Consider the following 19,239-nt stretch of genomic DNA (forward strand, 5'->3'; position numbering starts at 1 on the left):
GAAAATCGACAGTTTATCCTACTCTACCGCGCCAGTTCCTTCAATCCCAATCGGATCAGCTTGGCGCTGTCTGCACCATCGCCTGCCGTCTTCATGGCTGCGGCAATCGCATTCGCCGCCTGGTCGCGGGAATAGCCGAGGTTGGTCAGTGCGGAAACCGCATCGGCGACAGGTGCTGCCGCGACACCTTCGCCGAGTTCCTGTTTGAGGCCGATATTGATCGCTTCGCCGGCAAAGGCCGGCGCCCGGTTCTTGAGCTCGGTGACGAGGCGCATCGCCACTTTCGGACCAACGCCCGGTGCGCGGGAGACGGCGGCGCGGTCCTGCAGGGCGATCGCATTGGCAAGTTCGCCCGGCGTCAACGTCGACAGCACGGCGAGTGCCACCTTGGCGCCGACGCCCTGGACGCTCTGGAGCAGGTTGAACCATTCCCGCTCCAGCGCGCTCATGAAGCCGAAGAGCTTCAACTGGTCCTCGCGCACATAGGTCTCGATGAACAGCACGCAGGCCTCGCCGGCCGAGCCGAGCTTGGACAGGGTGCGGGCCGAACAATGGGCGACGTAGCAGACGCCGTGCACATCGACGAGCACATAGTCTTCGCCGATCTCGTCTATGGTGCCTTTCAGCTTGCCGATCATGGGTCGCGGTCTCTCAGCAGATGGGAACAAGTCAAGTATAGATTAACCGGCCAGTGCCTGGCGCATCCTGTTACTGCCGCGATTATGCGCGTGGCAGATGGCGATCGCCAGGGCGTCGGCAGCATCGTCGCCCTTGAATTCGACTTTCGGCATCAGGATCTTCAGCATCATGTGGATCTGGTGCTTTTCGCCATGGCCGACGCCGATGACGGCCTTTTTTACGGCGTTCGGGGCATATTCCGAAACCGGCAGGCCGGCACGCGCCGGCACCAGCATGGCGATGCCGCGGGCCTGGCCAAGCTTCAAGGTCGCCACCGCATCCTTGTTGACGAAGGTCTGTTCGACGGCGGCTTCATCCGGCTTGTAGCTATGGACGATCTCCGCCAGGCCGTCGTGCAATTGGCAAAGGCGAGAGGCAAGGTCCATGTCGCCATCGGAGGTCACGGTTCCAGACGCGACAAACCGCAGGGAATTGCCCAGCGTGTCAATGATTCCCCAACCGGTGCGGCGAAGTCCGGGATCAATACCGACAATGCGAATCGTATTTTGCATGGTTCAACCTATAGCGATCGCGAAATAAGTGCCATCGATATGTGAACAAAACAAAAACACTCCCGGATTTAGGCCCCGCCATTTACCGCGAATTAAAACAGATGCCCGAATTCTAGTCGTCAATACGAGAGGGGCTTCTTTTCACGAAGATTAAGCCCCCGATGTTCTGTTTACAGGTCAGTCGATCGGGCATGCGCTGCATGCCAGGCTGGCAAGCGCGTTCAGAAGGGGTTCGTCGTACATGGCACAGAGATTTCAATCCCTGTCCTTCAAGGTCATCGTCACATTCATTCTGCTGACCGTGCTGTCGATCGCGGTCATCGACGTACTCGCCTATTTCGCCAGCAGCCGCATCTCCGACGAGCAGGCGCTGAAGGCCAAGGAAAGCGTGCTGATCTTCCGCGGCGACATGCTGCAGGACCAGCTGGCGCAGCTTGAAAACCAGGCCAACTCGATTGCGCGCATCGAGGCGCTGCAAATGTCGATCACCAGCCTGAAGAGCGGCTGGAAAACCATCGAGAAGACCTCGGGCGACGCTCGTGCCGAGCTGAAGAAGGTTTTCATATCGAACAATCCCAACCCGGCCGACCAGCGCGAGAAGCTTATGAAGCCGGAAGGGCCGAGCGGCTTTTATTATTCGAACCATGAGAAGACGCAGGGCGAAGTCGCCCGCGACCTCGAGGATACCGCCTTCAGCGACCTGCTGATCGCCGATCTCGAGGGCACGGTCCTCTATTCCTATAAGAAGGAGGACGATTTCGCCGAGAACCTGAAGTCGGACGCCTGGAAGGCAACCGGCGCCGGCATCGCTTTCGCCAAGGCGATCGAGAATACCGCCAAGGCGACCGATGATGCCGCGCCGACAGGTTTCTCCGGCCTTCGCGTCGATGCCGGCAGCGGCAAATCGGCGATCTTCTATGCCGTGCCGATCATCAAGCTCGGAGCGGCCAAGGGCATCATCCTCTTCAAGGTGCGCGACGACATCGTCACCGGCATCCTTGCCAAGGGCATCGTCCAGGGCAGCACGGCACGGGCGGCGATCGTCTCCGGCGATGGATCGGCTATCGGTCTCGATGCGGCCGGCAAGCTTGCCATGCTCGATGCCACACCCTTCACCTTCATCCAGAGCGCACTTGCCAGTTCGGCGATGACGGTTGCCGATTTCAACCGGGCGGATGGCGCCGCCCGTGCCTATGTCCGCGGCATCGACTATCGCGGCGACCGCTTCCTGGTGGTCGAGAGCGTGCTGCTCAGCGAACTCAATGCCGGCTCGATCGAGATCGCCACTCTGCTGACGATGATCGGCATCGGCGTGCTCGTCGTCATGGCGGTCGCGACCGGCCTCGTCACCAATTTCCTGTTTTCGCCACTTGCCCGGCTTGCCGGCGTCACCCGCGATGTCGCGGACGGCAAACTCGACAGCGAGATCGGCAGCCTGAACCGCAAGGACGAAATCGGCACGATGGCCAACGCGCTCGCCCGCTTCCGGCAGTCGCTGATCGAAGGCCGCGAGCTCGAAGCCGCCAGTGAAGAGACGCGCCTGCAGGCCGAGCACGACCGCCAGCAGAATCTGGCCGAGCGCGAGGCAGAGGCGAAGACGCTGCAGCAGGTGGTCGAGGCGCTCGACGAGGGCCTGCATCATCTGGCGAACGGCGATCTCGCCTACCAGATCGATACACGCTTCCCGAACGAGCTCGAAAGCCTGCGGGTCAATTTCAACGAAGCGCTGGCGACGCTCAGCGAAACCATGACGGCAATCGGCGGCAACTCGATGGCGGTGCGCGCCGGCTCCGAGGAGATGCGCACCGGCGCCGACGAGCTTGCCGGGCGCACCGAGCGCCAGGCCGGCTCGATCACCGAAACGGCGAATGCGATCAGCGCCATCACCCAGTCGGTCCGTCAGCAGATCGAGCGGGCCGAACAGGCCGAGCGCATCGCCCGCGACGCCAAGAAGGAAACGACGGGCTCCGGCCAGATCATGCAGGAGACGATCGCGGCGATGGAGGCAATCCAGGCTTCCTCGCGCCAGATCAACACGATCATCTCGGTCATCGACGACATCGCCTTTCAGACCAACCTCCTGGCGCTCAACGCCGGCGTCGAGGCGGCGCGCGCCGGTGAATCCGGCAAGGGCTTCGCCGTCGTCGCCATGGAAGTGCGCGAGCTCGCCCAGCGCTCATCGAGCGCGGCGAAGGAGATCTCCAACCTGCTGCAGAAATCGACGCATGAGGTCGAAAGCGGCGTTACGCTGGTGGAAAGGGCGGGCGTTGCTCTCACGGGCATCGGCGCCCATGTCGAGGCGATCAACGGGCAGATCAACGAGATCATGGGCGCGACCCGCGAGGAGGCCAATACGCTGCGTGAGATCAATAGCGCTGTCGCCGAACTCGACGCGATGACGCAGCAGAACGCCTCGATGGTCGAGGAGACGACGGCGGCGATCCACCGGCTGGCGACGGAAGCCCTGGAAATGGACCGCCAGCTCGGCAATTTCACGCTGCCGCAAGGCCACCACCAGCCGAGCGCCGAGGTGCATGTGCTGCGCCGTCACCGCTAAGCTATCGCTTCCAGCATCTGGCAGGGGTCGCGCTCGCGCGGCCCTTTTTGTTTGCGCGCATGGTTTGGAATGGTGCGAGGGCGAACCTACATAGGCTGCATCCTTCAACTGCCCGGCAGGTTTTCCATGGTTCCCTTCTCCATACTCGACCTTTCCCCCGTTGCCGAAGGCAGCACCGTGCGTCAGTCCCTCGAAAGTTCGGCGCGGATGGCTGAGAAGGCCGAGGAGTTCGGCTACAAGCGCTTCTGGCTCGCCGAACATCACGGCATGCCGGGGATCGCCAGTGCCGCCACATCAGTCGTCATCGGCCATGTCGGGGCTGCGACCAAGCGCATCCGCATCGGCTCGGGCGGCATCATGCTGCCCAATCATTCGCCGCTCGTCATCGCCGAGCAGTTCGGCACGCTGGAGGCGCTTTTCCCCGGCCGCATCGATCTCGGCCTCGGGCGCGCGCCGGGAACGGATATGCGTACGGCACAGGCGCTGCGGCGCAACCTCGAAGCCGGCGCAAACAGCTTCCCCAACGACGTGGTGGAATTGCAGCAACTCCTTGGCACACCGGTCGAGAACCAGGCGATCCTCGCCGTTCCCGGCAATGGCTCGCATATCCCGATCTGGCTGCTCGGCTCCAGCCTTTACAGTGCGCAGCTCGCCGCCATGCTCGGGCTTCCATACGCCTTCGCCTCGCATTTCGCACCCGACATGCTGCTCGATGCGATCGCCATCTACCGTGACCGTTTCCAGCCTTCGGCGACACTCGACAAGCCCTATGTGATGGTCGGCGTCATGGGCGCGGTGGCGGCGACGGACGAGGAGGCGCGGTACCATTTCACCTCCGCCCAGCAGCAGTTCGTCAATCTGCGCCGCAATGTCCGCGGGCCGTTCCCGCGTCCGGTGGCCGATATGGAGGACTTCTGGTCGCCGATGGAGAAGATGAATGTCGAACACACGCTGCGTTATGCCGTCGTCGGCTCGCCAAAGACGGCCGAAGCGAAACTGACGGAGTTTCTGCGGGAAACAGAGGCCGACGAGGTGATCATCTCGATGCCGATCCATGACATCGAGGCGCGGCTGAAATCGGTGGAGCTCTTCGCGGGGCTGGGAAGCTTCATGCGAGCCGCCGCTTAGGATCTACACAAGGATCTTGCCCGCAAGAAAAAACCCGGCGTTGCGGCCGGGTTTTATTTAACACCTGTCTGAGGAAACTCAGGCGGAGAGCTTCGCCAGCACTTCTTCCGAGACTTCGAAGTTGGAATAGACGTTCTGCACGTCGTCATCGTCTTCGAGCGAGTCGATGAGCTTCATCAGCGACTGGGCTTTTTCCTCGTCCACCGGCACGTTGTTCTGAGCACGCCAGATGGCCTTGACGGTTTCGGCTTCGCCGAGGCTCGATTCCAGCGCTTTCGCCACTTCGCCGAGGGCTTCGAAGCCGCAAGTGATGTAGTGGCCGTCTTCGTCGGTCTCGACGTCGTCGGCGCCGGCTTCGATCGCGGCTTCCATCACCTTGTCGGCATCACCGACGGAAAGCTTGTAGGTGATTTCGCCGACATGGTCGAAGGAGAAGGAAACGGAACCGGTTTCGCCGAGAGCGCCGCCGGCCTTGGTGAAGATCGAGCGGACGTTGGAGGCGGTGCGGTTGCGGTTGTCGGTCAGCGCCTCGACGATGATCGCCGTGCCGCCCGGGCCATAGCCCTCGTAACGGACTTCATCGTAGTTTTCGCCGTCGGCGCCGGCTGCCTTCTTGATGGCGCGGTCGATATTGTCCTTCGGCATGGACTGGGCCTTGGCGTTCTGGATCGCCAGGCGGAGGCGGGCGTTCATCGTCGGGTCGGGCAGGCCGGCCTTGGCGGCAACGGTGATTTCGCGTGCGAGCTTGGAGAACATTTTCGACCGCACGGCGTCCTGACGGCCCTTGCGGTGCATGATGTTTTTAAACTGTGAATGGCCAGCCATGGCACCCCTGTTCACGTCTCATTGTTCGGAATGGGCCGCCTTATAAGAGCGAAACGGCACCCGTTCAAGGAAAAAGCAGTTCGGAACAAAGGCGAGGGGATGACGTTTCAATCGAACTCCACCCAACGAAAGGAACGGTCATGGCAAGTCTCAGCGAGGCGCAGGAACATCCAGCACGTCAGCTCTGGGATCAGGTCAACGATGTTCATGCCGGCATGCTCGGAATTTCGGGGCTGGACATGCACATGCAGCCGATGGCGCCGCATGCCGATCCCACCACCAATACCATCTGGTTCTATACCAAGACCGATGCCGACATCGTGCGCGCCATCAAGCCCGGCAGCCGCGCACATTTCTGTGTCATCGGCAAGGATCACGATTATCACGCCTGCCTTGCCGGCGTGATCGAAGTGCGCCCCGACCCTTCCAAGATCGAGGAGTACTGGAGTTCGATCATTGCCGCCTGGTACGACGGCGGCAAGAAGGACCCCAAGCTCACCATGCTTTCCCTCCACGTCGACGATGCCGAGATCTGGGTTTCCACAGGCAACAAGCTGAAATTCGGCTGGGAAATCGCCAAGGCCAATCTAGACGACGACAAGATGCCGGATGTCGGCATCAAGCGTCATCTGCAATTTGCCTGACGCGCAAGGCTCCTGCATAATTCTTAAATCGGAACCGATTTAAGGATAAAATTGCAGCAATTCACAGTGCTACAGCGTCCTTTGCGCGTCTAAAAGACGCGCGGCGCTGCAGGAGGGAAACCGCCGGGCCTTTTACCGCACTCCCTTCAGCACATAGATCAGCGGTTTTTTCGGCAGCGTGCGCATCGAGACGGTGATGCTGTCGTCGGGCGCATAGGCGACGTCGAAATCCTTGCCGAACATCGAAACGAAGGCATCGACCGGCGGGCCGCGGCGGTGCATCGGCAGGATCAGCGACGAGCGTAGCCGCTTGATGACGCGGCTCATGCTGTCGGCGCCCATGGTCAGGCCGCCATCGACCGGCACCATGACGACATCGAGGCGGCCGATCTCGATATAATGGGTATCCGTCAGTTCGTAATGCAGGTGGCCGAGATGGCCGATGCAGAGGCCGGCGATCTCGAAAATGAAGATGGAATTGCCGTTCTCCTGCGAGCCGCCGAGGCCGTAGCTGAAGCGGATATCCGTCGGAACATTGCGGATATAGGCATCGCCGACGACGAGATCGATGTCGGCCTTTTCGCCGGGAACGTCGCTCCACCCATGCAGAACATGTTTGATGCCGGGATCGGGAGTCAAGGTGAAGTGGGTGGTGTGCGCCTTGTTCATGGTCACCACATCGGGCAACGTCGCCGGCCTGTACCAGCCGTTATAGTCTGTGGCGATGATGATGCCGCCGGGCGTGTCGATTTCGAAGGTGGAATGGCCGAGGAAGGTGAATTTGACGTCTTCGCCCTCGGAGACAGCAGGTATCGGCGGCGGGGCGCCGGAAAAGCTTGCAAAGGTCGCCTTGGGGATAGTCTGCGCGATCGCCTGGCATTGGCTGACGGGCGTTCGCTGCTGCTGTGCCCTGGCAGGACCCGGCGCGGCGAAGGCTGCAAGGCATGCGATAGCGAGGACAAGATATTGCGGCTTCATGCCACCCCTCCGGCGCTTTCACAGAGAGCGCCGCACGTCCGAAGGGCGCGCTAACGACGCTCGATCACTTTGAATTGGCGGCCGGAGAATGCGGCAAGTGGTCGCAGGGGTCTAGACTGGGGATGCTCACAATTGCGTGTTGGTCGCGGGATGAATTACCGCCAGAACTCCGGCACCGTCTCGGCCAACCGCGGTCCGAGCCGGAGCGGCCCGATCTTTTCGGCCAGTCCGGTGCTGTCGGAAATCTCGACGCCGACGCCGCAGATCGTCGCGGGGCCGTTGGCTGCTTCCATGCGGCCCTTCGGCATCTTGGAGATGAAGCGGTTGAGCGGCTCCTCCTTGTCCATGCCGAGGGAGGAGTCGTAATCGCCGCACATGCCGGCATCCGACATATAGGCCGTGCCGCCGTTCAGGATCTGCGCATCGGCCGTCGGCACATGCGTGTGGGTGCCGACGACGAAGCTGGCGCGGCCGTCGACGAAATGGCCGAAGCACTGCTTCTCGCTGGTCGCTTCCGCATGGAAATCGAAGATGATCGCATCGGCCTGCTCCTTCAGCGGGCAGGCGTCGAGGATCGCCTCCGCCGATTTGAAGGGATCGTCGAGTTCCGGGTGCATGAAGACCCGGCCCATGACGTTGGCGACGAGCACACGCGCGCCGTTCCGGGCATAGAAAAGGCCGGAGCCGCGGCCGGGCGTGCCTTGCGGATAGTTGGCCGGCCGCAGGAATTGATCGTGCCGCCCGGCAAAAGCAACGGCTTCCTTCTGGTCCCAGACGTGATTGCCTGTCGTCACCACATCGGCGCCGGCATTGATCGTCTCCAGAAAAATGTCCTCGGTGATACCGAAGCCGCCGGCGGCGTTCTCGCCGTTGACGACGACGAAATCGAGCTTGAGGTCGGAGATCAGGCCGGGGAGGCGGTCCCAGACCGCCGTGCGTCCCGTCTTGCCGACCATGTCACCCAGAAAAAGCAGCCGCATTCCCTATCCAATCCAAGAGGCAAAAAAGCGAAGGCCGCTTTCTGTCAGGATGGCATCCAGGCTAATGTCGTGCGGCTCAGCGGGCACATGTGCCACTTCCTGGCAGTCGAATGCAATGCCGATCAGCTTCGGATGCAGGCCTTTTTGCCTTAGCCGGCTGATGGCGCGGTCGTAGTGGCCGGCGCCATAGCCGATACGGTGGCCGCGGACATCAAAGGCCGAAAGCGGCACCAGCATGATTTCGGGATCGAGAATGGCGGCATCGGCGCCGGGGCCGACCGTGCCGAAACCGGTATCGACAAGCGGCGCATCTTCGGCCAGCTCGCGAAAGACGATGGTCTGCCGGTCGAGGATCGCCGGTACGCAGAGCCGCGCACCGCGCACGGCAAAGCGTGCCATCAGCGGCCTGAGATCGGCCTCCGAACGGATCGGCAGGAAGCCGGAGATGATCGTACCCAGCGCAAAACCAACGGCCTCGCCGGCATGATCGGCCATTGCGAGACTTTTGGCGGCACGTTTTTCGGCGGGGATGGCGTCCCGTGCGGACAGCCGTTCGTTGCGCAGCTGCGCTTTCAATTCTTTCGCGGTCATTCGATCTGCCGGTTCTGAGAGATTTGGCCGAGCATAGACGGCTGGATCTCCGATGCAAATGCGGGATGCGACAGCATCACGCCGGTTTCACGCCTCGCCCGCCGGCGGCTGCGGATCGTCAGACGACGATGCTTGTCGGTATCGTCGCGGCGGCGATGGAGAAGCCAGCGATGTCGGGAATGGCATTGACCCCGGCCTGCCGGTTCTGCTGCAGATCGCGCATCGCCTTTTCGAGCAGCTGTTTGAGTTCGCGCACAACCGCCTTGAACGCTTCCATCGTTTCGCGATCACCAGCCGAGATGTTGGAGAATTTCGGGGCATCCTCGGCAACGCTTCCATAGGCCTTGCGGGCGTTGGCTGCGGCGTCCGGTTCCTGCGAGCCGGTCTCGCCGGTCCGAGTGTCTCCTGAGATATCCGTCAGCGCGGCATCGGTCCCGCTGGTTGCGACCGCCGCTGTATCCACCGGAACCGCCGTTGCCGGACTGCCGGTCGCGACTGATGATGCGAATTCGGAGGCGGCGGTGCCGACCTTGCGCGCCAGTTCGACGGCCAGCCGGGTGACCACCTCAGGCGGCATGTTGGAACTGCGCAGCATCTGCAACTGCTGCTGTGCCTCTTCGAGCTTGCGTTGCGCCTTCGCCTTGGCTTCATCCCCCGAGTTCGCCAGGGTCTGGCGCATCTGCTGCAGCGCCTGAGTGGTGCGCTGCAGCTTGAGCACACCCTGACCGGCCTCGCTTCCGGCGACCGATATGGCTGCCGTCGAAGACGCGCCGCGCAAGATGATGGAGGCAGACGTGGTTGCGACCTGCATGGACAATCCCCCGGTTTTCAATTCGGGCTCCCGATTGCAATTCGGCGCATTCTGCAACGTCAGGCTTGTGTGGACCTGTGTCTGCGGGACGTCGGCAATACAGCGGCCAGCCGCTGCATCGTCTCTTCGAACAGAGAGGTTCCCCCGGGCATCCAGCCGAGCGCGCGGATTTTCGCTGTGCTCATGGGGTTGAGCGCCGCCCTGTCGGCAGGAGCCGGCGGCGCGTGTCGACAGCTCGTCTCGCGGCGAATAGCGGAAAGGATATCGTGCGTGTCGATCGCGATGTCCGAGACGTTGAAGACCTCGCCGGAGATGCGGGTGCTTTCCGTCTCCAGCATCAGCCGTACCGCCCGCCCGAGGTCGCGGCCGTGAACCTCCGTTCCCACGCGGGCGACAACCGGTTGGCCGGCGAGGTAGTCGGCGATGAGTCCGTCCCATTTGTTCGGCGAGAGATCGCCATAGACGCCGGTCGCCCTCAGGCTGACGCCGGCAAAACCGGGTGCTGCGAGGTGGGCGAGTGCGCGTTCGGCATCGAGCTTGACCTGGCCGTAGAGTGTTTCGGGCTTGGCCAGCATCGTCTCCGCCAGTTCGGTTCCCCCGGGATGTTCGCCATAGGCGGCGCGGCTGGACAGGAAGATGCAGCGGCGCGTGCCGGCGCGTTTGGCGGCTTCGAAAAGCCGGACGGTGCCGTCAAGGTTCAATCTGTGGAAGGTCTTGGGGTCGTCACCCTCTCCGCCGCGATATTTGCCCGGAACATGGCTTAAGGCGGCATGGACGAAGAAATAGGCATCGTCGAAAGCGTCGATCTGATCCTTGTCGGGATCGAGCGAAAGCGCTGCGAACTCGACCGGGCGGGAGAAGAGGCGGGGCAGCGGCGCGCGGCGCCCGCCAACGATCACCTGATATCCGGCGGCCAGCAGTTCCTCGACGACATACCGGCCGACGAGACCCGTTCCGCCAGATACCAATACCTTCATGCTGCCCCTTCCGGATTGTTCAGCGCCGTGATCTCAGGCACATCATCGTCATCGTGGAAACGGTGCCACAGATCGATCAAAGGTTGTAGTCGCGCTGCCTTGGGATGATCCTTTTCCCACGGTTTTTCATACTGGTAATGCAGGATCGAAATGCTCTTCCAGTCCCAAAGCTCCGGCATGGTGAACCATACATATTGCAGCATGTTGAAATAAACCGGCAGGCCGTGCCAATCCGGGAAGAACGTCTCAAGAAACGTCTGATCGGTGCGCCGCAAGAAAGCGTCCGGCCTGTCGAGCCGTTCGAGCATGTGCCGGAATGTGTCATGCGAGGGCGTGGCGACGAAGACGCCGGAATTCATGCGGCGGAAGTCGGCGAGTCTTTCATAGACATTGGGGGCGGCGGAAAATTCCGGATAGAGGAAGAGCCTGTCGACATTCTTCAGCACGAGGGCGTCGGCGTCGATGAAGACGCAACGCTCGTATTCGACGAGCTGCCACAGCCTGAGCTTGCAGAAATTGTCGAGCGGCGAATGGAAATCTGGCTTGCGGCCCTTGGTAAAGGGGGCTGCGGAATGGAGCTGGCGATGCGCATGGCGTTCGTTGAAGGCGTCGGAGAGCGGCAGGTGCTGGACCTCGATCAGGCGACAGTCGAGCGCTTTCAGGGGGGCGAGGGCGCCTGCATCGACGCCGCCGGTGTGGAGGACGACGATGTCGGCGCTTGTGCCCGTGCGACGAAGCGAATTTGCCAGGGCGGTGGCGCCCATGGCGTAGTCGGCATTGGTGACGAGGGTGACATAGGCGAGGTTTGAGGTAAAAGTCATCGCTGCAGGGGCTTCACCAAAAGATACCGCTCATGAAACCGACTTCAGTCGCTTGCCTTCCGGATCGTGATTGATCGTCGCGGCGATGTCCTTGGTCCAGGCGGAGACGGCCGGAACGCGCGAGCGGTCGACGCGATAGGCGAATTTCTTCGCCACGTCGACGATCTCGCCGAGCAGGCCCGCTTCCAGCGTGATCGGTTCGAGGCCGAGATTGCGGAATTTTTCGTTCCGGACGATCAGATCGTTTTCAGCGGCTTCCTTGCGCGGGTTCGGCAGCCAGGCAATCTGGGCGCCGCTCATCCTGGCGATCATCTCGGCGAGGTCGCGTACCCGGTGGGTTTCCGTCATCTGGTTGAAGATCTCGACACGCGCGCCGCGCGCCGGCGGGTTCTCGAGCGCCAGTTCGATGCAGCGCACCGAATCCTGGATATGGATGAAGGCGCGGGTCTGGCCGCCGGTGCCGTGCACCGTCAGCGGATAGCCGATCGCCGCCTGGATGAGGAAGCGGTTCAGCACCGTGCCGTAATCACCGTCATAGTCGAAACGGTTGATGAGCTGCGCGTGGCGGCGCGTCTGCTCGGTATGTGTGCCCCAGACGATGCCCTGGTGCAGATCGGTGATCCTGAGGCCGTCGTTCTTGGCGTAGAACTGGAAGAGAAGCTGATCCAGGCACTTGGTCATGTGATAGATCGAGCCGGGATTGGAGGGATAGAGGATCTCCTGGCTGGCCGTCTCGCCGCCTGTGGTTTCGATGCCCACCGGCAGGTAACCTTCGGGGATCGCCGCGCCGACCGTCGAATAGCCGTAGACGCCCATGGTGCCGAGATGAATGAGATGGGCGTCCAGGTTAAGTTCCGTCAGCGCGTTCAGCAGGTTGTGCGTGGCGCTGACATTGTTGTTGACGGTGTAGTTCTTGTGGCGGTCGCTTTTCATCGAGTAGGGCGCGGCCCGCTGTTCGGCGAAATGGATGACGGCGTCCGGGCGGTTTTCGGAAAGCCAGTTCTTCAGAAGTTCGTAATCCCTGGCGAGATCGATCAGATTGAAGTGGATGCGGCGTCCGGTTTCGGCATGCCAGATGCGGGTGCGCTCCTGGATCGAATCCATCGGGGTCAGCGACTGAACGCCAAGTTCGGTGTCGATCCAGCGGCGTGAGAGGTTGTCGAGGATATGAATGTCATGCCCGGCATCGGAGAGATGCAGCGACGTTGGCCAACCAATGAAACCGTCTCCGCCCATAACCGCAATCTTCATCACATCGTCTCCTGATCGGTCGCTCATTATCGGGGATAGTTAGGAATTATGACAATCATTCAATGCCTGCCTGCCGGGCATTCAATGCTTGCCTGTCTTGAAGCGTTGCGCCAAAGAGGGCACCTCAGTTTGGAGAAAATTATGACGGAACACCCTTTTTCCATTTCGGGAGAGTTGACGGAGGCGGGACATCGCCTCGTCCAGCGGGTCTATTATGAAGATACGGACTTCTCCGGCCTGGTCTATCACGCCCGTTACCTGCATTTCCTGGAGCGTGGCCGCACCGACTATCTGCGCTGCCTCGGCGTCGAGCAGCGCGAGCTCGTCAGCGCCGACGAGGAGGGCCTCGTTTTCGTCGTCCACCGCATGGAGATCGACTTCAAGAGCCCGGCGCGCATGGATGATGTGCTGACGATCCTGACGCACACGGAAAAGGCCGGCGGCGCCAAGATGGTGCTCAATCAGCAAATCCGCTCCGGCGAGACGCTGCTGATCGTCGCCAAGGTGATTATCGCCGTCATCAACGCCCGGGGGCGGCCGAGACGACTGCCGGAAACACTGGCGGCGAAATTCCTGGAAGGCAGCACGCCGCTATAGCCACGAATCGCCCAGATTTCAGGCTTGTCAAAACTTGAACTTTATGTGAAGGAATTCCCGCGCCGCAGGATGAGCGCTCTTTCGGCAGCCGGACCTTGCTCCGGTCAAGTAATCCATGGACGAAAATCTTCCAAAACCAGGCTTACTGTCACAGTCCGGCACTAACGATCTATTAACCATAATAGTGTCTTACTGGGAAAGTCAGAGTTTGTGCGGTGCACGCCTTCCTTTGACCAAATTTGACGGCAAGAAGGCGGAAGATGAGCTTGGAAGTTTGACCAGGGCTTTGGGCGGCGGCCGCCGGAACACTTCTTGCGAGATCACTTTGTGCCGCCCGGTCTAGCACCGGGCGTTTGGATTCGGGGATTTTGGATCAATGGAACAAGTAGGATTGGCAGCAGCAACGGCGGACGTCAGCCTCTGGTCGCTTTTCATGCAGGCCGGCATCGTCGTCAAGCTCGTCATGCTCGGGCTCATCGCGGCCTCGGTGTGGACGTGGGCGATCGTCATCGACAAATACCTAGCTTATGGCCGCGCACGGCGCCAGTTCGACAAGTTCGAGCAGGTCTTCTGGTCGGGCCAATCGCTGGAAGAACTCTACCGCTCGCTGTCGGAGCGCAACAATACCGGGCTGGCTGCGATCTTCGTGGCGGCCATGCGCGAGTGGAAGAAATCCTTCGAACGCGGCGCCCGCTCGCCGATCGGCCTGCAGATGCGTATCGACCGCGCGATGGACGTCACGCTCGCCCGTGAGACCGAATATCTCGGCGCCCGCCTCGGATCGCTCGCGACCATCGGCTCGGCCGGTCCGTTCATCGGTCTCTTCGGCACGGTCGTCGGCATCATGACCTCGTTCCAGGCGATTGCCGGTTCGAAGTCGACCAACCTTGCGGTCGTCGCGCCCGGCATCGCGGAAGCGCTGCTTGCCACCGCCATCGGCCTTGTCGCCGCTATCCCGGCGGTTATCGCCTACAACAAGTTCTCTGCCGATGCCGGCAAGCTTTCGGGCCGCATGGAAGGTTTCGCGGATGAATTCTCCGCCATACTTTCGCGCCAGATCGACGAGAAGCTGCAGCCGCGCGCTGCCGCTCAGTAACCAACGGAGTATTCTGACATGGGTATGGCTGTTGGAGGCAATGGCGGCGGGGGCGGCGGACGCCGCCGTCGCGGCGGTCGGAACAGGGCTGTGATCTCCGAGATCAACGTGACGCCGCTCGTCGACGTCATGCTCGTGCTTCTGATCATTTTCATGGTCGCGGCACCGATGATGACCGTTGGCGTGCCGATCGACCTGCCGGAAACGCAGGCCAAGGCGCTGAATTCCGAGACGCAGCCGATCACCATCTCCGTCAAGAACGACGGCGAGGTGTTCCTGCAGGAGACACCGATCCCGGCCGCGGAGATCGCCGCCAAACTCGAGGCGATCGCCACCACCGGTTATAACGAACGTATCTTCGTGCGCGGCGACGCGACCGCGCCTTATGGCGTCATCGCCGACGTCATGGCCCGTATTCAGGGCGCAGGCTTCAAGAATATCGGCCTCGTGACGCAGCAGAAGAAGGACCAATAGCGCTCAAAATGAAGGCCAGTGTCATCACATCTGCTGTTTTGCATGGCCTGGTGCTCACCTGGGCGATGGTGTCGCTCAGTGCCCCGGAATCCTTCAAGGTGGAGGATTTCGAGGCGATGCCGGTCGATCTCGTGCCGGTGGAATCCATCACCCAGATGCAGCAGGGCGATAAGAAGGCTCCGAAGAAGGAGACTTCCGCCCCCGTGCCGACGACACGGCCACCGATCGCACAGCCGGCCGAGAATGCCGGCGACAACAATGTCGACCTGAAGACGCCGCCGGTCCCGAATGCCAAGCCGAGCACCACCGAGGCTGCGGCAGCGAATTCGAGCGAAAAGCCGATGCCTAAGACCGATCCTGTCCCAAACGATGTCAAGGACATCGTCAAGGAGGAAACGGAAGTCGAGCAGCCGAAGGAGGTCGCCTCCATTCCGCCGCCGAAGCCGGTCGAAGTGACGCCGCCGAAGCCGGAAGAAAAGCCACCTGAGGAGCAGGCCAAGCCCGAGGAACCGCCGAAGCCGGATGCGGAAGCATTGCCGGACAATGTGCCGACCCCTGTTGCCAAGCCGCAGGTGAAGCCGCCGGAACCACAGAAACCCGCAGAAAAGCCACCGGAAAAGACCCAGGACCAGCCGAAGGCCGCCGAAATACCGACCGAAAAGAAGAAGTCGGATCAGAAGCAGGAGACGGCGAAATCCGCCTCATCGATGAAAAGCGATTTCAATGCCGACGAGGTTGCGGCGTTGCTGAACAAGACGGACCCTTCCGCCGGTGGCGCCAAGCGCTCGACGCAGGAGGCATCGCTCGGTGCGAAGAAGAGCAACGGTGGCTCCAAGCTATCTTTGAGCGAGATGGATGCGCTGAAGAGCGCCATCGCTGGCAACTGGTCGGTTATTCCTGGCATGGAAGGCATGAGCGACGTACGCATTAAGGTGCATATGAAGCTTGATCAGGACGGCAATATCGTCGGCGAACCCGACGTAGAGGCGGTCGGTGGTGACAATGAATCCACTCGACGGGCGCTGGCCGGGGGGGCCTATCGCGCCATCATGAAATCGGCACCCTTCTCGTCGCTTCCGAAAGACAAATATGATGCCTGGAACGAAGTCGTGGTCAACTTCGATCCCAGCGATCTAGGAATTTAAATGCTGAAAGGCCTTTACTCCATGAACAAGTTTTCCTTCATCCGCGCTATTGCGGTCGCTGCTGGTCTCATGACCATTGCGGCGTTCGCCTCGCCTGCAAATGCTCTCGTCGAAATCAACATCAACAAGGGCAATGTGCAGCCGCTGCCGATTGCGGTGACTGACTTCCTTCAGGGCGACATGGGTGCGCAGGTCTCGCAGGTCATCGCCGCAGATCTTCAGCGTTCCGGGTTGTTTGCACCGATCAGCAAGACGGCCTTTATCGAGAAGATCTCCAATCCGGATGCGTCGCCGCGCTTCGAAGACTGGAAGGTCATCAATGCCCAGGCGCTGGTGACTGGCCGCGTTACCCAGGAAGCCGATGGTCGCCTTCGTGCCGAATTCCGTCTCTGGGACACGTTTGCCGGGCAGCAGATGACCGGGCAGCAGTTTTACACCCAGCCGGAGAACTGGCGCCGCGTGGCCCATATCATTGCCGATGCGATCTACAAGCAGATCACCGGCGAGGAAGGTTATTTCGACACCCGCGTCGTCTTCGTTTCCGAATCCGGCACCAAGCAGCAGCGCAAGCGCCAGCTGGCGATCATGGATCAGGACGGGTTCAACGTGCGCATGTTGACCGATGGCAGTGATCTCGTGCTGACGCCGCGCTTCTCGCCGAACCGGCAGGAAGTCACCTACATGTCCTTTGCCAACCAGCAGCCGCGGGTCTATCTGCTGCAGCTCGAGACCGGGCAGCGCGAGGTCGTCGGCAATTTCCCCGGCATGACCTTCTCGCCGCGTTTTTCGCCGGATGGCCAGAAGGTGATCATGAGCCTGCAGCAGGAAGGCAATTCCAACATCTACACGATGGACCTGCGCTCGCGCACGACGACGCGGTTGACCTCGACGGCTGCGATCGACACCTCGCCCTCCTATTCGCCCGACGGTGCCCGTGTCAGCTTCGAAAGCGACCGCGGCGGGAAGCCGCAGATCTACGTGATGAATGCCGACGGCTCCGGCCAGACGCGCATTTCCTTCGGCGATGGTTCCTATTCGACGCCGGTCTGGTCGCCGCGCGGCGATCTGATCGCCTTCACCAAGCAGGCCGGCGGCAAGTTCTCGATCGGCGTGATGAAGCCGGACGGCTCGGGCGAGCGCATCCTGACGACGGGCTTCCACAATGAGGGCCCGACCTGGGCGCCAAACGGCCGCGTTTTGATGTTCTTCCGCCAGGCGGCGGGGTCCGGCGGCCCGCAGCTCTATTCGATCGATCTGACCGGTTACAACGAGCAGTTGGTCAAGACGCCGACCTACGGTTCAGACCCGGCCTGGTCGCCGCTTCTGGAGTAGGCGATGTGGTGCTGCCTTCATGTCGCCTCAAAGTCATGGAAACCGGGCGACTACGGGACAAATCAGTAAATCGTTAACCATAATCTTTGAGGGGCGGTTAACCGAGTGCGGTTACTGTCCGGAAACCCTGATGAAATCGCAAGGAGACCGGCCATGAGCCGAATTCATACCCCGGCAATGAGCCGCATGCAGAATTTCGCCCGCAACCCCGTCATGATCGCGCTTATCGCCGGCCTCGCGCTCGCAAGCTGCGCCAAGAAGCCGCCGAACAGCGCCGGCGACCTCGGCCTCGGCACCGGTGCTGGTGGGGCTGCAACGCCGGGCTCTGCCCAGGACTTCACGGTCAATGTCGGCGACCGCATCTTCTTCGACACCGACTCCTCGTCGATCCGCGCCGATGCTTCGCAGACGCTCGACCGTCAGGCCCAGTGGCTTGCCCGCTACCCGAACTACCAGATCACCGTTGAAGGCCATGCTGACGAACGCGGCACGCGCGAATACAACCTCGCGCTCGGCGCCCGCCGTGCGGCTGCCGCCAAGGATTACCTCGCTTCGCGTGGCGTTCCGGCGCAGCGCCTGAAGACGATCTCTTACGGCAAGGAACGTCCGGTCGCCGTCTGCGACGACATTTCCTGCTGGTCGCAGAACCGCCGCGCGGTTACCGTGCTTGGCGGCGCCGGTATGTAATTCCGGCAACATTCGCTTTTTCGACGGGCGGTCCCATCAGGGGCCGCCTTTTCTTTTTGACCACACTTTGGCCAGACTCCGTTGCTTTTTGAAAGCAATTGGAAAAATCTCCTGTTCGTGCCATCGAGGTGCGAAGAATCACTGGGACAGGACGATACATATGAAGAAACTTGTCGTGGCAGGCATGCTGTGCCTCGCGGCTGTGACCGGGAGCGAACGAGCGGCCTATTCCGCTTCGTTTTTCGGGCTGCATCTTGGCGGCCGATCCGCGGAAAACCAGGCGGCGCCACCTGTTGTCAAGGTGCAGAGCGGCGACGCGGAGGTCCGTGTGCAGCAGCTCGAAGAGCAACTGCGGCAGCTGAACGGCCGGATCGAAGAGATGAGCTTTCAGCTTCTGCAGATGCAGGAGACGATCCGCAAGCAGCAGGAAGACAATGAATTCCGCTTCCAGCAGCTGGAAAAGACGGGCGGCGGCGGTGCCGCCAAGGCTCCGGTCAAGAAGAGTGAGACCGATGTCGCGCCGGCTGCTTCCGGCGGCGACGACATCGCCAGGGTGATTCAAGCACCGCAGGGAGCCGAAACGGCTCCCTCCACCAACGTACCCGCCAATACCGGCCTCGGCCAGCCACCGAAGGAGCTCGGCTCGATCGAGTTCGATCAGAACGGCAATCCGATCGGCGGAAGCGTGGATGAAAATGCCACCATCGGCTCCGGCCCGATTCCCGATGCCAATCCCGGGACGCCGCAGCAGACCGCCTCGCTCGGCAGCGAGGCCGATCAGTACAAGGCGGCCTATGGCCACGTGTTATCGGGCGATTACAGCACGGCCGAGCAGGAATTCACGCAGTACATCACCCGCTACCCAAGCAGCGCGCGGGCGGCGGACGCCAATTTCTGGCTCGGCGAAGCGCTCTATTCGCAGGGCAAGTACAATGAGGCGGCCAAGACTTTCCTCAATGCGCACCAGAAATACGGCACATCCGAAAAGGCGCCGGAAATGCTGTTGAAGCTCGGCATGTCGCTCGCCGCCCTCGACAATACCGAGACGGCATGCGCCACACTGCGCGAAGTCTCGAAGCGTTATCCCAAGGCCTCGCGTGCGGTCATAAGCAAGGTTGCGAGCGAACAGAAGCGCCTCGCCTGCTAAGGTCTTCC

Annotated in this window: 20 protein-coding genes; 10 read left to right on the top strand and 10 right to left on the bottom strand. The window is 61.5% G+C overall.

What is annotated here, in order from left to right; all coding sequences use genetic code 11:
• Positions 1–23: 23 nt before the first annotated feature.
• Positions 24–638: a Holliday junction branch migration protein RuvA gene (ruvA, locus tag ACMUVN_RS20695; RefSeq protein ID WP_028755539.1), complete on the bottom strand. Its 615-nt coding sequence runs from the start codon at positions 636–638 to the stop codon at positions 24–26.
• A 42-nt stretch (positions 639–680) separates the two neighbouring features.
• On the bottom strand, positions 681–1,190 hold the full coding sequence (ruvC, locus tag ACMUVN_RS20700; RefSeq protein WP_028755540.1) for a crossover junction endodeoxyribonuclease RuvC: 510 nt from the start codon (positions 1,188–1,190) through the stop codon (positions 681–683).
• A 241-nt stretch (positions 1,191–1,431) separates the two neighbouring features.
• On the opposite strand from ruvC, the gene ACMUVN_RS20705 reads away from it, so the two are divergent.
• Positions 1,432–3,747, top strand: coding sequence for a methyl-accepting chemotaxis protein (locus ACMUVN_RS20705; protein ID WP_047616505.1), 2,316 nt, complete (start codon positions 1,432–1,434; stop codon positions 3,745–3,747).
• A 126-nt stretch (positions 3,748–3,873) separates the two neighbouring features.
• A complete protein-coding gene (locus ACMUVN_RS20710) occupies positions 3,874–4,875 on the top strand; it encodes an LLM class flavin-dependent oxidoreductase (RefSeq protein ID WP_063475354.1) in 1,002 nt (333 codons plus the stop codon).
• A gap of 78 nt (positions 4,876–4,953) precedes the next feature.
• Here ACMUVN_RS20710 and ACMUVN_RS20715 read toward each other — a convergent pair whose 3' ends face one another.
• Positions 4,954–5,700: a YebC/PmpR family DNA-binding transcriptional regulator gene (locus ACMUVN_RS20715; RefSeq protein WP_047616509.1), complete on the bottom strand. Its 747-nt coding sequence runs from the start codon at positions 5,698–5,700 to the stop codon at positions 4,954–4,956.
• Positions 5,701–5,840: 140 nt separating this feature from the next.
• Between ACMUVN_RS20715 and ACMUVN_RS20720 the strand changes: the two genes are divergently transcribed.
• Positions 5,841–6,344, top strand: coding sequence for a pyridoxamine 5'-phosphate oxidase family protein (locus tag ACMUVN_RS20720; RefSeq protein WP_028756321.1), 504 nt, complete (start codon positions 5,841–5,843; stop codon positions 6,342–6,344).
• A 132-nt stretch (positions 6,345–6,476) separates the two neighbouring features.
• Here the strand turns inward: ACMUVN_RS20720 and ACMUVN_RS20725 are convergent, their stop codons facing one another.
• The 7 genes from ACMUVN_RS20725 to ACMUVN_RS20755 form a co-directional block, all read right to left on the bottom strand.
• On the bottom strand, positions 6,477–7,322 hold the full coding sequence (locus ACMUVN_RS20725) for an MBL fold metallo-hydrolase (protein WP_414815424.1): 846 nt from the start codon (positions 7,320–7,322) through the stop codon (positions 6,477–6,479).
• Between the two features lie 155 nt (positions 7,323–7,477).
• On the bottom strand, positions 7,478–8,302 hold the full coding sequence (locus tag ACMUVN_RS20730) for a TIGR00282 family metallophosphoesterase (protein ID WP_047616736.1): 825 nt from the start codon (positions 8,300–8,302) through the stop codon (positions 7,478–7,480).
• Positions 8,303–8,305: 3 nt separating this feature from the next.
• The gene (locus tag ACMUVN_RS20735; protein ID WP_063475356.1) at positions 8,306–8,893 is read right to left on the bottom strand and encodes a 5-formyltetrahydrofolate cyclo-ligase; all 588 of its coding nucleotides are present in this window, start codon (positions 8,891–8,893) and stop codon (positions 8,306–8,308) included.
• A gap of 118 nt (positions 8,894–9,011) precedes the next feature.
• The gene (locus ACMUVN_RS20740) at positions 9,012–9,704 is read right to left on the bottom strand and encodes a hypothetical protein (protein ID WP_414815425.1); all 693 of its coding nucleotides are present in this window, start codon (positions 9,702–9,704) and stop codon (positions 9,012–9,014) included.
• A 59-nt stretch (positions 9,705–9,763) separates the two neighbouring features.
• Complete coding sequence (locus ACMUVN_RS20745; RefSeq protein ID WP_047616740.1) at positions 9,764–10,681, bottom strand: NAD-dependent epimerase/dehydratase family protein; 918 nt, start codon at positions 10,679–10,681, stop codon at positions 9,764–9,766.
• Positions 10,678–11,502: a glycosyltransferase gene (locus tag ACMUVN_RS20750; RefSeq protein WP_414815426.1), complete on the bottom strand. Its 825-nt coding sequence runs from the start codon at positions 11,500–11,502 to the stop codon at positions 10,678–10,680. Before ACMUVN_RS20750 ends, ACMUVN_RS20745 begins: the two co-directional genes overlap by 4 nt.
• Positions 11,503–11,532: 30 nt before the next feature.
• Positions 11,533–12,753, bottom strand: coding sequence for an NAD-dependent epimerase/dehydratase family protein (locus ACMUVN_RS20755; protein ID WP_047616745.1), 1,221 nt, complete (start codon positions 12,751–12,753; stop codon positions 11,533–11,535).
• A 141-nt stretch (positions 12,754–12,894) separates the two neighbouring features.
• On the opposite strand from ACMUVN_RS20755, the gene ybgC reads away from it, so the two are divergent.
• The 7 genes from ybgC (at position 12,895) to ybgF (ending at position 19,231) form a co-directional block, all read left to right on the top strand.
• Positions 12,895–13,350 (top strand): tol-pal system-associated acyl-CoA thioesterase, encoded by a 456-nt coding sequence (gene ybgC / locus ACMUVN_RS20760; protein WP_414815427.1) that lies wholly within the window; start codon positions 12,895–12,897, stop codon positions 13,348–13,350.
• A 376-nt stretch (positions 13,351–13,726) separates the two neighbouring features.
• Positions 13,727–14,446 (top strand): protein TolQ, encoded by a 720-nt coding sequence (tolQ, locus tag ACMUVN_RS20765; protein WP_047616526.1) that lies wholly within the window; start codon positions 13,727–13,729, stop codon positions 14,444–14,446.
• Between the two features lie 18 nt (positions 14,447–14,464).
• Entirely contained in the window at positions 14,465–14,920 is a 456-nt protein-coding gene (gene tolR / locus ACMUVN_RS20770) for a protein TolR (RefSeq protein WP_003542730.1), read from the top strand.
• 8 nt (positions 14,921–14,928) lie between these two features.
• Positions 14,929–16,065: a cell envelope integrity protein TolA gene (locus ACMUVN_RS20775; RefSeq protein WP_097543120.1), complete on the top strand. Its 1,137-nt coding sequence runs from the start codon at positions 14,929–14,931 to the stop codon at positions 16,063–16,065.
• A gap of 21 nt (positions 16,066–16,086) precedes the next feature.
• Positions 16,087–17,397 carry a Tol-Pal system beta propeller repeat protein TolB gene (gene tolB, locus ACMUVN_RS20780; RefSeq protein ID WP_063475381.1) on the top strand — a complete coding sequence of 437 codons (1,311 nt, stop codon included), beginning with the start codon at positions 16,087–16,089 and terminating at the stop codon, positions 17,395–17,397.
• A 153-nt stretch (positions 17,398–17,550) separates the two neighbouring features.
• Positions 17,551–18,084, top strand: coding sequence for a peptidoglycan-associated lipoprotein Pal (gene pal, locus ACMUVN_RS20785; RefSeq protein WP_018243435.1), 534 nt, complete (start codon positions 17,551–17,553; stop codon positions 18,082–18,084).
• A 160-nt stretch (positions 18,085–18,244) separates the two neighbouring features.
• On the top strand, positions 18,245–19,231 hold the full coding sequence (gene ybgF / locus ACMUVN_RS20790) for a tol-pal system protein YbgF (RefSeq protein ID WP_063475361.1): 987 nt from the start codon (positions 18,245–18,247) through the stop codon (positions 19,229–19,231).
• The last annotated feature ends 8 nt before the right edge of the window (positions 19,232–19,239 follow it).

The sequence above is a fragment of the Rhizobium sp. IY2 genome (genome assembly GCF_047532935.1).
In the GTDB taxonomy this organism is placed as follows: domain Bacteria; phylum Pseudomonadota; class Alphaproteobacteria; order Rhizobiales; family Rhizobiaceae; genus Rhizobium; species Rhizobium anhuiense.

Excerpts from the sequence above, each read along its gene's own strand:
- ACMUVN_RS20705 (WP_047616505.1), top strand. The coding sequence starts at position 1,432 with ATGGCACAGAGATTTCAATCCCTGTCCTTCAAGGTCATCGTCACATTC.
- ruvC (WP_028755540.1), bottom strand. The coding sequence starts at position 1,190 with ATGCAAAATACGATTCGCATTGTCGGTATTGATCCCGGACTTCGCCGC.
- pal (WP_018243435.1), top strand. The coding sequence starts at position 17,551 with ATGAGCCGAATTCATACCCCGGCAATGAGCCGCATGCAGAATTTCGCC.
- tolB (WP_063475381.1), top strand. The coding sequence starts at position 16,087 with ATGAACAAGTTTTCCTTCATCCGCGCTATTGCGGTCGCTGCTGGTCTC.
- tolR (WP_003542730.1), top strand. The coding sequence starts at position 14,465 with ATGGGTATGGCTGTTGGAGGCAATGGCGGCGGGGGCGGCGGACGCCGC.
- ACMUVN_RS20725 (WP_414815424.1), bottom strand. The coding sequence starts at position 7,322 with ATGAAGCCGCAATATCTTGTCCTCGCTATCGCATGCCTTGCAGCCTTC.
- tolQ (WP_047616526.1), top strand. The coding sequence starts at position 13,727 with ATGGAACAAGTAGGATTGGCAGCAGCAACGGCGGACGTCAGCCTCTGG.
- ACMUVN_RS20710 (WP_063475354.1), top strand. The coding sequence starts at position 3,874 with ATGGTTCCCTTCTCCATACTCGACCTTTCCCCCGTTGCCGAAGGCAGC.
- ACMUVN_RS20720 (WP_028756321.1), top strand. The coding sequence starts at position 5,841 with ATGGCAAGTCTCAGCGAGGCGCAGGAACATCCAGCACGTCAGCTCTGG.
- ACMUVN_RS20715 (WP_047616509.1), bottom strand. The coding sequence starts at position 5,700 with ATGGCTGGCCATTCACAGTTTAAAAACATCATGCACCGCAAGGGCCGT.
- ACMUVN_RS20745 (WP_047616740.1), bottom strand. The coding sequence starts at position 10,681 with ATGAAGGTATTGGTATCTGGCGGAACGGGTCTCGTCGGCCGGTATGTC.
- ACMUVN_RS20735 (WP_063475356.1), bottom strand. The coding sequence starts at position 8,893 with ATGACCGCGAAAGAATTGAAAGCGCAGCTGCGCAACGAACGGCTGTCC.
- ACMUVN_RS20740 (WP_414815425.1), bottom strand. The coding sequence starts at position 9,704 with ATGCAGGTCGCAACCACGTCTGCCTCCATCATCTTGCGCGGCGCGTCT.
- ruvA (WP_028755539.1), bottom strand. The coding sequence starts at position 638 with ATGATCGGCAAGCTGAAAGGCACCATAGACGAGATCGGCGAAGACTAT.
- ybgC (WP_414815427.1), top strand. The coding sequence starts at position 12,895 with ATGACGGAACACCCTTTTTCCATTTCGGGAGAGTTGACGGAGGCGGGA.
- ybgF (WP_063475361.1), top strand. The coding sequence starts at position 18,245 with ATGAAGAAACTTGTCGTGGCAGGCATGCTGTGCCTCGCGGCTGTGACC.
- ACMUVN_RS20775 (WP_097543120.1), top strand. The coding sequence starts at position 14,929 with ATGAAGGCCAGTGTCATCACATCTGCTGTTTTGCATGGCCTGGTGCTC.
- ACMUVN_RS20750 (WP_414815426.1), bottom strand. The coding sequence starts at position 11,502 with ATGACTTTTACCTCAAACCTCGCCTATGTCACCCTCGTCACCAATGCC.
- ACMUVN_RS20755 (WP_047616745.1), bottom strand. The coding sequence starts at position 12,753 with ATGAAGATTGCGGTTATGGGCGGAGACGGTTTCATTGGTTGGCCAACG.
- ACMUVN_RS20730 (WP_047616736.1), bottom strand. The coding sequence starts at position 8,302 with ATGCGGCTGCTTTTTCTGGGTGACATGGTCGGCAAGACGGGACGCACG.